The 15,421-nt window shown below is 45.2% G+C and carries 12 protein-coding genes and 1 tRNA gene; 12 read left to right on the top strand and 1 reads right to left on the bottom strand.

From position 1 onward, the window contains the following. From ISR87_06640 to ISR87_06625, 4 genes are all read left to right on the top strand, one after another. Nucleotides 1-263, top strand: a 263-nt coding sequence (locus ISR87_06640; GenBank protein MBL7025119.1) for a cell division protein ZapA, incomplete at its 5' end; no start/stop codon positions are given. A 96-nt stretch (nt 264-359) separates the two neighbouring features. Further along, nucleotides 360-1,916 carry a ribonuclease Y gene (rny, locus tag ISR87_06635; protein ID MBL7025118.1) on the top strand — a complete coding sequence of 519 codons (1,557 nt, stop codon included), beginning with the start codon at nt 360-362 and terminating at the stop codon, nt 1,914-1,916. After that, the gene (folD, locus tag ISR87_06630) at nt 1,906-2,793 is read left to right on the top strand and encodes a bifunctional methylenetetrahydrofolate dehydrogenase/methenyltetrahydrofolate cyclohydrolase FolD (GenBank protein ID MBL7025117.1); all 888 of its coding nucleotides are present in this window, start codon (nt 1,906-1,908) and stop codon (nt 2,791-2,793) included. The genes rny and folD overlap by 11 nt, the downstream gene beginning before the upstream one ends. A gap of 44 nt (nt 2,794-2,837) precedes the next feature. Beyond that, nucleotides 2,838-2,911, top strand: a tRNA-Arg gene (locus ISR87_06625). Between the two features lie 279 nt (nt 2,912-3,190). Here ISR87_06625 and ISR87_06620 read toward each other — a convergent pair. Further along, nucleotides 3,191-4,372 (bottom strand): ankyrin repeat domain-containing protein, encoded by a 1,182-nt coding sequence (locus tag ISR87_06620; GenBank protein MBL7025116.1) that lies wholly within the window; start codon nt 4,370-4,372, stop codon nt 3,191-3,193. 358 nt (nt 4,373-4,730) lie between these two features. Here ISR87_06620 and add point away from each other — a divergent pair, with 358 nt between their 5' ends. The 8 genes from add to ISR87_06580 all read left to right on the top strand — a co-directional run bounded on the left by add (nt 4,731) and on the right by ISR87_06580 (nt 15,421). Then, nucleotides 4,731-5,753, top strand: a complete 1,023-nt coding sequence (gene add, locus ISR87_06615; protein ID MBL7025115.1) for an adenosine deaminase — start codon at nt 4,731-4,733, stop codon at nt 5,751-5,753. Nucleotides 5,754-5,967: 214 nt separating this feature from the next. Further along, nucleotides 5,968-6,963 carry an ABC transporter substrate-binding protein gene (locus ISR87_06610; protein ID MBL7025114.1) on the top strand — a complete coding sequence of 332 codons (996 nt, stop codon included), beginning with the start codon at nt 5,968-5,970 and terminating at the stop codon, nt 6,961-6,963. Nucleotides 6,964-6,974: 11 nt separating this feature from the next. Beyond that, the gene (locus ISR87_06605; GenBank protein ID MBL7025113.1) at nt 6,975-7,805 is read left to right on the top strand and encodes a hypothetical protein; all 831 of its coding nucleotides are present in this window, start codon (nt 6,975-6,977) and stop codon (nt 7,803-7,805) included. Beyond that, complete coding sequence (locus ISR87_06600; GenBank protein MBL7025112.1) at nt 7,802-8,791, top strand: ADP-ribosylglycohydrolase family protein; 990 nt, start codon at nt 7,802-7,804, stop codon at nt 8,789-8,791. Before ISR87_06605 ends, ISR87_06600 begins: the two co-directional genes overlap by 4 nt. Nucleotides 8,792-8,827: 36 nt before the next feature. After that, complete coding sequence (locus ISR87_06595) at nt 8,828-10,747, top strand: TonB-dependent receptor (GenBank protein ID MBL7025111.1); 1,920 nt, start codon at nt 8,828-8,830, stop codon at nt 10,745-10,747. Nucleotides 10,748-10,765: 18 nt separating this feature from the next. Then, nucleotides 10,766-12,964: a TonB-dependent receptor gene (locus tag ISR87_06590; protein ID MBL7025110.1), complete on the top strand. Its 2,199-nt coding sequence runs from the start codon at nt 10,766-10,768 to the stop codon at nt 12,962-12,964. A 44-nt stretch (nt 12,965-13,008) separates the two neighbouring features. Next, complete coding sequence (locus ISR87_06585) at nt 13,009-14,025, top strand: YncE family protein (protein ID MBL7025109.1); 1,017 nt, start codon at nt 13,009-13,011, stop codon at nt 14,023-14,025. Nucleotides 14,026-14,197: 172 nt separating this feature from the next. Beyond that, entirely contained in the window at nt 14,198-15,421 is a 1,224-nt protein-coding gene (locus ISR87_06580; GenBank protein ID MBL7025108.1) for an adenosylhomocysteinase, read from the top strand.

Genomic DNA, 15,421 nt, shown 5'->3' with positions numbered 1-15,421 from the left:
TATATGGAAAAACTTACACTATCAAGGGTAAGGCAGATTCCAGTTATATCAGTGGTGTCGCTAATTACGTCGATATGAAAATGAGAGAAGTTGACGATGGTCCCAATACTGCTTCGGCTGAGGGGAAGATAGCCATTCTAGCTGGAATGAACATTACTGATGAGTTGTTTTCAGCACGTCAGGAGAATGAAAAGTTAGCAAATCGATTCGAGGAGCGCGTACAGGCACTCACCGAACTCATTGACGAAACACTTAGCACTTAGGCTTAGAATTCCGTACAACGGTGTGTCAGCACCGAGTTCCTGTTTACAGGCATAAAATTCCCAGAGGTTTTCATTCTAATATGAAAGGTGAAACCTATGGATTTTTCCCAATTCCTGCCCCTCATTGCTGTCATCTTGGGCTTCGGCATCGCTATACCCCTTGTATCCTATTCCTTTAAACAAAACGCGAGAAATGCTGGTATGCTGGCTGAACAAATTCTTGCCACAGCCGAAAAAGACGCCATCTCAATCAAGAAGGAAAAAGAGCTGGAAGCAAGGGATGAAGCCATAAGTATCATTCACCAGGCTGAAGACGAGGCCAAGGTAAAACTGCAAGAAGTTCGTGAGTCTCAAAAAAACATCTCTAACCGTGAGATCAAGCTGGATAACAAATCGGAAGCTCTGGACAGAAAAGAAGTGGAGATTCGGAAAGTAGAAGCTCAGGTTTCCCAATCATTAAGTGAGATTGAAGCAGAAAAGCAACGCTACGAAGATATACTCAAGGAAGAGAATGAGAAGCTTGAGCGAATTGCCCGGATGACCCAGGAAGAAGCCAAAAATAGCCTCATTGAAAATTTAAAAGAAGTTGCCCATGCTGAAGGCGCAGTGGTTGCCAAACAAATTCGTGAGACCGCTATATCCAATGCAACCAAGGAAGCGAATAAAATTGTCATTTCTGCCATCCAAAGATCTGCTGCAGATCATACAGCAGAATCAACCGTTTCAGTTGTGGAATTACCTTCGGATCAGATGAAGGGTCGGGTCATTGGACGTGAAGGAAGAAACATCCGTACCTTCGAACAGCTTACTGGTGTTGAGCTCATTGTTGACGATACTCCTGAGGCAGTTGTGCTTTCAGGTTTTGATCCCGTCCGTCGGGAGATTGCCCGGGTAGCCCTGACAAATCTGGTTCAGGATGGACGTATTCACCCCGCACGAATTGAAGAAATGATTGCAAAAGCGACAGCCGAAGTGGACGAGGAGATGCGGGTTGCAGCAGAGGAGGCTCTGGCAGAATTACATTTGCCAGCATTCCATGCTCAAATTATGCAGCTTATTGGTCGGCTTAAATATCGGACAAGTTATGGACAGAATATCTTGAAGCACAGTATTGAGGTAGGTTGGTTAACCGGTCTCATGGCATCAGAATTAGGCCTGGATGGCGTAATGGCCAGACGTGCTGGGTTTCTCCATGATTTAGGGAAAGCAATTGACAGGAATACCGACGGCACCCACGCCTTGATTGGCGGGGAGTATGCCCGCAAGTATGGTGAACCAGAAGCCGTTATTAACGCTATTGAATCTCACCATGAAGAAGTGCCTATGACAGGACCCATTTCAGCGCTTGTTCAATCCGCAGATGCCATAAGTGGTTCCAGACGTGGCGCTCGTGGTGATACACTGGAGAGCTATATAAAACGACTTCGGAATCTTGAAGGCATTGCAACAGGTTTTGACGGTGTTTCCAAATCATATGCTATCCAGGCTGGCCGTGAAGTCAGGGTTATGGTTGAAAGTGACAAGATTGATGACACGAGAGCACAATCATTGAGCATGGAAATTGCCGGACGCATAGAAGCAGAAATGACCTATCCAGGTCAGATCAAAGTAGTCGTGATTAGAGAATCAAGGAGTACTGCACTTGCCAAATAGTCCGCTTATCCTCAGTGGAAAAGAAGTGTCCCTGGCCGTTAAGTCTGACCTTAAGGGTCGAATCGAGAAACTTGCTGAAAAGGGAATCAAGCCTGGATTAACAGCAGTGCTGGTTGGGGAGGATCCCGCCTCTCAGGTTTATGTGAGATCTAAAGAGCGACAGAGTGCCAAGCTGGGATTCAATTCTCAGGTACTTAGACTGGATGCGACAACTTCTCAGGACGAGCTATTGAAAGTTGTTCAGGATCTCAACAGAGATGATATGGTCCATGGCATTCTGGTTCAATTGCCACTTCCTAAGCATATTGATTCACAGATGATCATTGAGACCATTGATCCCAACAAAGACGTTGATGGTTTCCATCCTGTAAGTGTAGGTAAGCTGGTGTTGGATTTAGATGGATTTGTCTCCTGCACACCGGCTGGAATTCTTGAAATCATGAAGTATTATAAGATTGAAACTTCTGGCAAGCATGTTGTAGTAGTCGGTCGTTCAAACATTGTGGGTAAACCCATGGCCAATCTCATGATTCAGAAAAAGGATCTGGGAAATGCCACCGTGACATTGGTTCATACCAGGACACCTGATATGGGTGTGCACACACGTCAGGCTGATATTCTGATTGCTGCAGCTGGTGTCCCAGAATTTATCACTGAGGACATGGTCAAAGAAGGTGTAGTTGTGATTGATGTGGGGATTAATCGGGTTGATGATAATAGTACTGAAAAGGGATATCGTCTGGTTGGCGATGTTGATTTCGCAAATGTTTCAGGAAAATGCGCTGCCATCACGCCTGTTCCAGGTGGTGTGGGTCCCATGACCATCGCCATGTTGCTCTCAAACACGGTTAAATCGGCTGAGAACAGTCTGAAATAGATTTACAAGGGGAGAGGCTGAGTATACCTTGCCCTGCCATATTCGCGCCCGTAGCTCAGCTGGATAGAGCGTCGGTTTCCGGTACCGAAGGCCGCAGGTTCGACTCCTGCCGGGCGTACATCCAAACCATATACCTGCGGCATGCAGGATAAGTAGCGTTCGAACCGAAGTGTATCGGAGGAAGGCGAGCGCAGCACGTAGTGCGGAGGCACAGCCACTCCTGCCTGCCAGGCCGAAGCTTGAAAAGCGTAGGCTGGCCGGGCGTACTAATCTACGCCCCCGATTGGGGGCTACGATTAGCAATCTAATCCCTAATAGGGAATATGGTCTTTTTCCAACTATTAATATGAAGTTATTTTACTTTATATTTTCTTTCACTAAAATGATGTTATCGTCTTCATTTTGTCCCATACGCTCTCAATAAATCTTCAACATCCTTTCTCCCTTTTTTAATGGCGAGGTCCAAGGGTGTTTCATACTTAAAAATAGCTTCAGTATCTGCACCGGCTTCAAGGAGTACCTTTACCTGCTCAAGTGAGCCATACTGGACTGCTTCATGCAAAACGGGTTTCCAGAAACCATCACGTGAATTGGGGTCAGCGCCACGCTCGAGGAAGAGTTTCAGGATTTCAATCCGGCGTCCCCTACCGATGGCACTATGAATAGATATATCCTCGGTTTGAATACCATGATCCAGGAAAAGTTTCACAATATTCAGCTCTGTGTCAGGATCCAGATCATCCTGAAAGGCATAACTAAAATTACGACTATTAATCTGTGCCCCTCGGTCAAGAAGATCCTTCACAACTGATATTCTACCTTGTTCGGCAGCCCACTGGAGAGCCGTTGCCTCTTGGTAGCCAGCGAGATTCACATCCGCACCCTGCTCTAAAAGGTAGTTCACAATAATGTCATCGGCTTTCCAGATCGCCAAATTCAGGGGTGTTTCCATGTGGTAGGTTTTATTATTAACATTGACTTCTTTTGCAAGTAGATACTTACACACTTCAAAATGATTGTTTTGGATAGCTTCTGCTAGTGCCTTTTCAAGCACATTATTTTCAATCTCACCAAATTGCTTTCTTTTAAAATACTCAAACCTGAGTTTTAAGAGCTGACCTTTCTGTGCACACTGAATCAACATATCAGTGTTTTCTGCAAAAGGGTCATTGCTTGTGACGGTGTTATCTGGAAATATGGTATTTAAGATGAGCAGCAATGCACAGATGGGAATCAGCCAGATCAGACCCATTCCAATGACCTCACTTGATCCTGCTTTGTTAGCCTCTTGCTCAAGCATTTGTAGATAGGTGTCCTTCTGGGTTTTGCCATACCAGATTTGGACAGTTGCCACAGCAAGGAAAGGTATAATTCCAAGAAATGGACCATTAGGAAGAAACACTGCTACAAGTACCTCGAGCAGCATGACAACGATTCCTATAGCGATAGTTGTTTTACTTTTTTCAGGTTTGCCAAACCGGCGAAAATTGCGTGCCATTAAAATGGCAGATGCTGCCGGTGTTCCAATAAATGCAGCTAATGCGACTTGTCGCTGACTATAAAGCATGACTTGACCCATAAGATCCCCCTTACTGATATCATTTGGTGATAGTCAAATATAAATTTTCACGAGACGCTTGCCATGGTTTTTGAATTCTAATCAAGCACTATATTTTTGGAGACTTTTCGACAAAAGACATTTATTCTTGAAAATAGACCCCTGGATTCCGAGCTAAGTTTGTGTTTTGTAGCCCTGGATTAAGATATATAGAACTAAGGTTTCCAGGGCTGTTTCGTATTAATTTGAATAGGCAAGGGAGTCAAAAAAAAGAAATCGAATGTGACATGCTTCAATTCATTTCATACATTACACACCACCCTACCTGGCATGATCATCTGCCACTAAAGAGATTATTACATCTGGAGGATTTGAAAAAGTGCAATCTCAAACAGATTTGAAGTGGTTCCATAGCATACCTAAAATTGAGCTTCACCTGCATCTTGAAGGTGCCATTCCTCTATCTACGATGTGGGAGCTGGTAAAAAAGTATGGTGGGGATCAATCTGTTGCAGATATTGACGCACTTAAAGAAAAGTTCAGGTATACTGACTTCCCACATTTCATTGAGACCTGGATCTGGAAGAACCAGTTTATTCGTGAATATGATGACTTTACACTCATGGCAGAGGCAGTTGCCCGAGAACTATCGCGCACGAATATTCGCTATTCGGAAGTCTTCTACTCCCCACCAGATTTTGCAAAATATGGATTAAACCCCCAGGAAATCACCCTAGCCATCCGCAAGGGTATTGACCTGGTCCCAGAGGTTGAAGTGGCACTTATTGCCGATCTCGTTCGTGATTTTGGTCCAAAAATGGCTGAGATCACTTTGTCCCAGATAAGAGAAGTAACTGAACAGGGTGTGATCGGAATAGGTCTGGGGGGTTCTGAACAAGATTTTCCAGCTGAATGGTTTGCAGATGTATTTGAACATGCCAGAAAATTTGGATTTCGAACCACTGCTCATGCAGGGGAGGCAGCTGGATCATCCAGCATTTGGTCTGCCATCAATAGTTTAAAAGTAGACCGCATAGGTCATGGCACACGAGCTTTTGAAGATCCCAAGCTTGTTGAATTCCTGTCTGCCCATGGCATTCCACTGGAAGTATGCCCACGCTCAAATGTCTGTACTGGTGCCGTAAACTCAATTCAGGAGCATCCGGTAAGACAATACGTTGACCAGGGCTTATCCATCACTATTAATACGGATGACCCGGTCATGTTTGATACCTCGCTTCCACAAGAATACAGTGCACTTGTCAGCAACTTAAAATTTTCCCACGAGGAAATTAAAAGTTTGATTCTTAATGGCATAGAATCCTCCTGGCTGACACCAGATCAGAAGCTAAACTTACAAAAGCAGTTCGTCTCCGATCCTGCCTGGGATAGATACGAGTAAACAGTTCAATCGACCCGTACGATGGCTGAAATCCCATTTCTCTGTTAATTGATATGCTAAATTAAGCTTCTTTTAGTAAAAAAATGCTTGCGAAGGAGCAAGTGCTAATTTACGTTAGTTGTAGGGTTGTTGGTACAACGTACTCACTCATATATTTTACATTTTTCACATGACTTTTTTTTCATTTAAAAGGGGAAATACAATGAGACAAATCATGCATAGGAAATTTCAATTGTCCCTTAACCTCCTGTTATTAATCGGAATATTAAGCGGATGTAGTGGAACACCAGAAACCGAAAAAGTATTTAGAATAGTCTCCCTGGCACCAAACTGGACTCAAACCGTTGCAGAAATTGGAGCCATGGATCAACTGGTGGGGGTGACCAGATTTTGCATTTATCCCGATGAGATTCAGAAAAAAGTATCAGCAGGCGAACTGGTGAGCATCGGTGGCTTCGTTGATCTTTCAATGAGTCGTGTTGATTCTCTGAAACCAGATCTCGTTTTGACTGCGACTGGCATGCAATTGAAATATCAAAAATATCTTAGCAGTAAAAATATCCCTTACATCCATATGGAAGAAAGCAGCTTGGCCGAAACCTATGAGAAGATATTGGCTCTTGGCAAATTTATCAATATGGATGATGCCGCCCAAAAACTGGTTGAATCAATTACCTCGGAATTGGCAGCGCTGGAACTTGAGTATGCAAATTTGCCTACGGTGAAAACTTACTATGAGATCAATTATGCCTACAAATGCGCCCCGGGAGCTGACTCCTATATTATTGAACTTATGCGCATGGCCGGAGCCGATCCCATTTATGCTGATCGCAAAGGTATTGCCCCCTCCATTACCTGGGATGAAGTGCTGTCAGTTAATCCTGAAGTAATTCTGGTCCCCTGGTGGGAGACTGCCTGGCTGGAAGGTACACATTTTAAGGGTGAGCAGCGCGGATATGGAACCACCACTTTAAGTGAAATCGCAAATCGTAAAGATGCTCAAAATATTCTAGCAGTCCAGAACGGAAAAATTCGATACATTAATTCTGCAAAAACGAAACAGGCAGGTCCAATGATTCCCACAGCAGTGAAACTTTTCGCCGAAGCAATCCATGCACCTGGTCGAATTGAATCCATGGCAATGGATTATGTCCCACAATTCATGACAGAGCAGGATACTTTTCATGTGGCATTGGAAGTGGTTGAGTAAGCAGAGCATCTATGTCAAACACTTCTGATATTTTAGATATTTATGCAGGATTGAAGCGTGGGTCAATCCAAAGCAAGAATCTGATCCGCACGGTTCGGGACCTCACATTAATCAAGATATCACAGGATATTTCATTGGTAATTGCCTGTGATTCAGATGGTGGGATTGGTTCAAAACCTCATGATATCGTACAGGTACCGGAACGGATCTTGGGTCGTTTTGCCGTTCGGGTTCCACTGATGGAAACATTGGCCTCTGGTGCCATTCCTGCCCTTGTGGTGGATACTCTGGCTGTGGAAATGGATCCCAGTGGTAAGGCGATAATTGAGGGCATACGTGAAGAATTAGCACTGGCTGGTCTGGATGCAGACAATATGCTCACCGGGAGCACTGAGGACAATGTGCCCACAGTTCAAACCGGAATGGGTGTGGTTGTGCTCGGCTTTGTCAGTGAGGCAGATTTCAAACCCGGTAGATCAAAACCTGAGGATGTCGTTGTTTGCGTGGGCACACCAAAATCCGCACCCGACGATGATGTAGATCTGGACGATCCTGATATCGCCGATACAAGCTGTGTTCGTACTCTGGCTAGCTTGGAATATGTCCATGATATTCTACCTGTTGGTTCCAAAGGAGTGATTCATGAGCAAACTGAGCTGGCGAATTGTGCGGACTTAGCACTCCTACCAGATTCCAATCCAGGTGTTGATGTTCACAAATCAGCGGGTCCCTCAACCTGTGTCCTGGCATCCTTGCCAATGTCAAATCTCAAACAGCTACGCAAATCAATACAACAGCCCATCTATGTTATAGGGACGCTGGCGAGGGGAGTTAGTCAATGAGAAATAAGATTTATGGTTGCCTTCTTGGTGTAGCTGCCGGAGATGCATTGGGAATGCCTACTTCGCTTTTACCTCCTGAAGAAATAAGGCGTCTATTTCCAGAGGGTATAAATTCGTTTATGCCTGCACCAGCAGGACATCTGATTCATGACAAAATGATAGCAGGACAGATCACCGATGATACACAGCAGACCCTGCAATTGGTTGACCTTTTTCTGGAAACCGGCGGTTTTACCGCCGAAGGTGCTGCCCGGAAACTTATCGAATGGGCTGAATCTCTCAACGCCCTGGAAGGATTGTACCTGGGACCAAGTTCTGGCCGAGCCCTCAAAATGATTCGGGATGGTGTTCCAGTAACTGAAACAGGTACCATCGGGGATACCAACGGCGCAAGTATGCGCATTTCTGCAGTTGGTCTGGCCCACCCAGGTGATCTTGATGCAGTTGTCGCGGACACTGCTCTCGTCTGTATGCCAACCCACAACACAAATATCGCCATCGCAGGTGCGGCCGGGGTGGCTTCAGTCATTTCAACTGCCATTAATGATGGCAGCTTTGATGATATCATTGAAGCGTTCTTTTATGGTGTAGACCAGGGGATGAAGCAAGGTGGGCTCTGGACCGGTGCATCCATAAAGCACCGGACGGAATGGGCACTTGATATCGTTCGCTCTGGAAAATCGGAACAGCGTATTTGGACAGACCTTTATAATTATATCGGGACCGGTGTTGCTACCACAGAAGCTGTCCCCACCTCTCTGGCCCTTGTGGACTATTACATGGGTGATCCCTGGCGGGTCATCCATGCTGCTGCAAATATGGGGGGTGATTGTGATACGGTGGGTGCTATTGCAGGTAGTATGGCTGGTGCTATAAGTGGTGCCGATGCATTCCCAGATCATGTGGCTGGCATCATTGAAGAGGCGAACCACCTAAATCTTGCCGATTATGCCAGTCGAATTGTCAACAAACTTGAGTTATCTTAAGTTTATCATTGGAAAAAGGCCAAAAGGAATGAATCCATGAAAGCAATAATTACGAGTGTTCTGATATTTTCAATTGCCATGCTTGGAAGTCTAAAAGGGCAAGTGGACAGCTCCAAAGCTACCGAGGCTTCAAACACGACCCGTGTTGTGTTGACAGAAGAGGATTTTAAAATGCATAATTGTGAGAATGTCGGTGATGCGCTGAATATCATTACTGGAGTCTACATCAATTCACAGGGAGATGTAGCACTCAGGGATGTAAGTGCCTCAAAGGTTGTGGTGATCATGGATGGCCAAAAGCTAAATGTTCCAGGAAGTGTAGGGGTTAAGGTCAGCACTATTTCCATCAATAAAGTCGCTATGATCGAGTTATTGCGTGGGGGGCGCTCTGCTGAGTATGGTGCCGATGCTGTGGGAGGCGTAATCCGTATTACCACAAAATCAAAATCGGAGAGCGAGCCAGATATGAAAAGCTGGAGTTTAGGCGCCAAAGGCTCATTGGGATCATTTGGTCGGCAAATATTTACGCTGAACACTTCGAATACCCTGAATAAATTTGACTACATGCTATCTTATCGTATCGATGGTTGGGATGGAGATTACGATTTTATGCAGAATCCATACACGGATCTGGATGGCCTCATCGCTTACGGTACTGATGACAGGATCACACACACAAATAATCATGAATCGACTCAAAGTGCTTTTGGGAAAATCGGTTTGAGTTTACCAGCAGACCAGAAATTGCAGATGTCCGTTTCAAGCTATATTGCTGATAATGGAACGCCAGGTTTGTCTTACAATCTCACACCAGACGCTCGTCTCAGATTTGATACAAATTCATATAACCTGAATTATAATAAACCCGAGATTTTCAAGGGATTCTCACTGAAAGCCCAGGCCTTATATTTGACTGTCCGTACGCGATTTGATGATCCTACAGGCAGTACTGTGGAAATTCATAGTGACCATAAAAACTATGCCAAGGGTCTAGATATCAGTCAGGCGGGAAAAATTGGTGACAAACTGGATCTTTCTTACGGCTATTCATATCGCAACGATGAGATCAACAGTTCGGAAGTCGGCGACAAAACGCGAATTACAAAAAGCGCCTTCCTCACCAGTTCAATTTCTGGAGCTTTGCAGGGCTTTTTATCACAATGGGAAGCAGTCCTAGCGTTACGTTATGACGATCCTTCGGATTTTGCCTCAGAGATCAGTCCCAGGTTAAGCCTGTCCACAGGACATCAGGGGGATGTGAATGCGGATGTCACAACTCACATAACACGCTCTTATCGAGCACCTTCGTTCAATGATCTCTATTGGCCTCGTGATGCTTATTCCATTGGTAATCCGGATCTCAAATCTGAATACGGTTTGAATTATGATCTCGGTTTAAATGTGTCAGTTCCTGTATCCGGGATGAATCTGAGTACGTCTGTCAATTACTTCAGAAATGATGTAGATGATCTCATCCTCTGGGCTCAGACTGCTGAGGGGGGTCAGCTATGGACACCATCAAATCTCTCAAAAACATCAACTACAGGGGTAGAAACATCGGCAAATATCAGTATGATGGAAGACAAATTACTCTTGAACGTCGAATACACTTACATGAAAGCCTTGAACAAGTCTGAAGGGACGCTTATGGATAAATATATTATCTATCGGCCCAAGAATAAGCTTGGCGTCACTGGGACACTCAGGGTGAAAGCCATAGACTTTAATGTAATCTATAACTGGGTAGGATTGCGCTATGACCGACCAGCGAACACGGTCTGGCTCCCAGCCTATAGCCTTCTGGATGCAAACCTGAATTATCGCTATTCCCTTTCTGGATTTTCTGGAAGCGTCACACTGGAAGCCACCAATCTATTGGATGTTGACTATTGGCGTACGAAAGGAAACTCTACTCCAGGTCGCATGGTCAAACTCTCACTGGGTATAAACCTGTAGACTGTGAAATAATTACCAGTGTCCAAAATCACCACAGCACTCACAATCCTGATCATTGCCAATCTGTCTGTATCCATAGTCAGCGGTCAGGACAAGGGTATGCTGGTGGGTAAGATTTTGGACAGCGAAACAGGTGATCCACTCTTTGCTGCCTGCGTATTTATTCAAAATAGCCATCAAGGTGCTGAAACTGATCATGAGGGCTACTACTGGATCCCCGATGTACCCCCTGGGAGATATGATATTATGGCGTCAAGAATTGGATATAGTTCTGTGGAAGGATTGGTGGCGGAAATCGCTGCTGGCCAGACCACGGAATTGAATATTCATATGCAGGATGACCCGGTCTACGCCAGGGAAGAAGTGACGGTTACGGCTACCCGTGGTAATGCATTGGTGAGTGAAGTTCCAGCCTCAGTAGATATCATAACCGCAGCTACCATTGAATTGCAGAAACCGCAGAATTTGGCTGAAGTAATGCAGAATATCCAGGGGGTCAATATCAAGGACTATGGTGGCCTTGGTGGTATCAAGTCTGTTTCATTGCGTGGTTCGAGCTCTGGCCAGGTGCTGGTTATGGTAGATGGTCAGCGTATAAATGATGCTGCCTCAGGGCAGGTTGATTTTAGTCGAATCTCCGTAGAAGGTGTGGAAAAGATAGAGGTCGTCCGCGGCGGTGGGTCAGCTTTATATGGTGCCGATGCCATTGGCGGTGTCATCAATATCATCACCAAGAAAGAAAGCAGCAGGGAATCCACCAGTGCAGCTCTGGATTTCATGGCGGGATCATTTTCATCAAGTTCTGCAAAAGCAAATATCCGGCGATCCGGGAAGAAATATGCGGGTGCTTTTACATACAAGATCCTGCAAACAAAAGGAAATTTCCTATATCCACATCTTTTTCTGGATACACTCATCGAGAAAAATAATAATGAATTTGTTGCTCATGACTTCTTCACCAGTTTCCAGTATACGCTGGGTGAAAAACCTATGGAGCACATAATTGATCTCTCACATAATTACTATTCTAACGATAAAGGCAGCTCGGGTTCTACCTCTCAGCCATATGACAGTGCCCGTACAACCACTCGGACGAATCGGCTAAATCTGAATATCCAGGGAAAACTGAACCTGTTCAATTCTTACCGGCTTCAGGGATTCTTAAATCAGGCGACCAACACTTATAAGAATGCTGAATTGTCTGTGGCAGTGGATGATATTCACAAATCCTTGACCACGGGCATGGAATTACAACTCACCAGCATACTGGCGGCTAATCATACCCTCATTTATGGAACCGGACTCCGCCAGAACCAGAGCGGAGGAGACGGCTCATCCGATCCAGTAAACACCAGGACTGAACGCTTTCTCTTTGTCCAGGATGAATATTTTATCCATGCTCATGAGTCACTGGGACTACGCTCAATTGCTTTTCTGCCTGCCTTACGTTTTGATAGCTATAGTGACTTTGGAAACCATTTCTCACCTAAACTTGGATTGGTTTTCAATTTTGGAGATAGCTGGCGAACCTCGCTAAAATCAAATCTGGGCTACAATTACAAGGCACCCAGCTTCAATGATCTCTATTGGCCGGAAGATGCATTTGCTGTGGGAAATCCCGATCTCTCCCCAGAGCATGGAACGGACTGGGATATTGGTCTGCGCCTCCGCTATCCAATCCTGAATGGTATCGCTTTTGATATCAGCTACTTCAGAATGCAGCTTACTGATCTCATTATCTGGCAACAGGGGGGTACGGATAGTAAGTGGGCTCCCCAAAATGTGAGCAAAGCGCTTAATCAGGGCATGGAAAGTTCCCTGAGCCTCGAGCTATTTCCTGATGTTCTCAATCTGAGCGCGAATTACACTCATTTACTCGCAAAAAATGATGATCAGGATGATCGAAATTCTTATCAGAAATTCTTGGTCTATCGACCTGAGCACACTGCCAATCTTAATTTAGATGCCAGTTGGTTACAATTTACCGTGGGCTATAGCTGGCAATACGTGGGCTACCGTTATGTCCTGCCTGCCAATACGATTTGGCTGGACCCCTTTCAGGTATCAGATATCACTTTTGGATGGCATTCGGCACTGGGAGGGTTGGACCTGGATGTCACCCTGCAGGTAAAAAATATTTTTGATGAACTATATGAATTTGTTCAGTATCAACCCATTCCTGGTCGGGAGTTCCGGCTAAATATTGGAATCGGGTGAAATATAGTCAAATAAGGTGAGTTAATTTTAAAGGAGGAACAAAGATGAGAAAAACGATTCATTGGTTGCTGATGATTGCCATCGTGCTTTTTGGAGTAACCGCTTGCGAGGATGATCCAGAAGAACAGGAAACACCAGAAGCCGCCCTGGCATTGTATGTATTGAATGCCATCGGTGTCACCATCTCCCAGGTTGATCTTGAAACCGATGCGGTGACGAATAATGTTGGCACACTTGGCCAGTACCCAAATCAGGTGATGTATCATAAGGGTAAGGTTTATGTTGTAAACTCTGGAACCAACAATATCATGATCTTTGATCCTGATAATAACTTTGCTGCCGAAACACCCATTGCATTGGGTGATGGTAATAATCCCATGAACATGGTCTTTTATGACGATAATACTGCCTATGTAGCATGTTCGATGTCTGGTAAAGTACTCAAAGTAAATATGGCCACAAAAACCGTTGCCATGGAAATTACCGCCGGTACAGGCACAACGGGAATCACCCTGGCTGATGGAAAGATCTATGCCACCAATTCAGGGTTTAATCCTGATTACACCTATTCACCGGGTACGGTTACTGTGATCAACGGTGCCACGGGTGCTGTAGTTACCACCATCGATGTGGAACTGAATCCTCAGGCTGCTGCAACTGATCCAGACGGACTGGTTCATGTGGTTTGTACGGGTGACTGGTGGTCAACCTTTGGCAAGGTAGTGGTTATCAATCCTGCCACAGATACTGTGGTCGAGACCATTATGACCGCTGGAACTCCTGGCAGTATCGCTATTTCAGAAAGCGACGGGATAGCCTATCTCGGTGTCTGGGGCTATGGATTGCTCTCCTATAACTGGGAAACTTATGCCATGGTTAGTGACACCAGCGACTATTTCTGGGGTTCAGGCGGTTCAGGAGTTACCTGCGATACGGAAGGACATGTCTTCCTTTCAATCTGGGATGATGATCAGGTGCTCAAACTTGGAGCTGACGAAACCGTCCTAGCTACTTATGATGTTGGAGATTCGCCTTCTTCATTGGCCTTAAGAATCGAGTAGGAGTCACCGATACTATTCCGGGATAGGTTTCTCGGAGGGTGATTCTGCAGATGATGGGATGGTGGCACACAAGTCACCATCCCATACTTAAAAAATTGGTTGGCATGAAGATCCCTGACTGATCTTCATAAACATAGAATTAAGTATTCAGCATTTTACTGGAAAGTTTTCTATGATAAAAGATTTCATTGTTGAAGACCTGAGCCTGGCACCATCGGGACATGTGAAAATTGCCTGGGCTGGTCGTTGGATGGGTGTCCTAAACCGTCTAGAGAAACGATTTGCCTCCCATGGCGTGTTTCAGGGGAAGCGTATTTCCATCTGTATTCATCTCGAGGCCAAAACAGCTTATCTGGCAGAAGTGATTCAGCGGCTTGGAGCTGAAGTGTGGATCACCAGCAGCAACCCAACCTCCTCAAAAGATGATGTTTGTGCAGCCCTGGCTGAGAAAGGGATTCATGTTTTTGCACGGCATGATGCATCTGAGGCTGACTTTGAATCTTACCTGGAAGCTATTACATCCTGCAAACCACACGTGGTTGTTGATGATGGTGGCGATGTTTGTGAATATCTGGGGAAACACCCCGAGCATACAGCTAACCTCATGGGAATATGCGAAGAAACGACTACTGGCGTAAATCGGCTGCGTGAAAAGAGTAAACGTGGTGAACTTAAATATCCTGCTCTGGCTATCAATGATGCCCAATCAAAATTCTTGTTTGATAATCGCCATGGTACCGGTCAATCAACCTGGTCATCTATAATGAATTTAACCAACCTAACAGTTGTGGGCAAAACCGTGGTGGTGGTTGGATTTGGGTGGGTTGGTCGTGGAGTGGCGCACCGGGCGGCCGGTTTGGGAGCCGAGGTCATTGTCACTGAAATTGATCCCTGGAAAGCCTGGGAAGCCCGAATGGAAGGCTTCAGAATCATGACTTTGCTGGAAGCTGCCCCGCAGGGTGATTATTTCGTGACCTGCACTGGGGAAGAGCGAGTCATTCGCCAAGAACATTTTGAGATAATGAAGCGGGGTGCCTTTCTTTCAAATGCTGGACACTTTGGCTATGAGATCGACATACCAGTTCTCAAGGACATGGCGATTTCTTCACAAGTGCTGCGTGAGAAAGTTGAAGAATATCAATTGGCTGACGATAGGAAACTGTATCTGTTGGCAGACGGTGATATCATAAATATTGCAGGTGGTCTGGGTCATCCAGTTGAGATCATGGACATGTCCTTCTCCCTCCAATTGGCGGCCATGCACCATGTGTTGAGCGCATCAGATTTGACGCCTGGTTTACAAGCAGTTCCATTAGAGATTGACGAAATGATTGTCCGTGAGAAAATGGCAGTCGAAGGTTTCTCCATCGACAAAGATCCTAAGAAAGAAATTTAA

The sequence above is a fragment of the Candidatus Neomarinimicrobiota bacterium genome (genome assembly GCA_016784545.1).
Lineage (GTDB): Bacteria > Fidelibacterota > UBA8477 > UBA8477 > JABMPR01 > JABMPR01.
This window is presented reverse-complemented; position numbering and strand designations above follow the sequence as displayed.

Coding starts and splice junctions, on each gene's coding strand:
- rny (MBL7025118.1), top strand. CDS start 360: ATGGATTTTTCCCAATTCCTGCCCCTCATTGCTGTCATCTTGGGCTTC.
- ISR87_06620 (MBL7025116.1), bottom strand. CDS start 4,372: ATGGGTCAAGTCATGCTTTATAGTCAGCGACAAGTCGCATTAGCTGCA.
- ISR87_06610 (MBL7025114.1), top strand. CDS start 5,968: ATGCATAGGAAATTTCAATTGTCCCTTAACCTCCTGTTATTAATCGGA.
- ISR87_06605 (MBL7025113.1), top strand. CDS start 6,975: ATGTCAAACACTTCTGATATTTTAGATATTTATGCAGGATTGAAGCGT.
- ISR87_06600 (MBL7025112.1), top strand. CDS start 7,802: ATGAGAAATAAGATTTATGGTTGCCTTCTTGGTGTAGCTGCCGGAGAT.
- ISR87_06595 (MBL7025111.1), top strand. CDS start 8,828: ATGAAAGCAATAATTACGAGTGTTCTGATATTTTCAATTGCCATGCTT.
- ISR87_06585 (MBL7025109.1), top strand. CDS start 13,009: ATGAGAAAAACGATTCATTGGTTGCTGATGATTGCCATCGTGCTTTTT.
- ISR87_06580 (MBL7025108.1), top strand. CDS start 14,198: ATGATAAAAGATTTCATTGTTGAAGACCTGAGCCTGGCACCATCGGGA.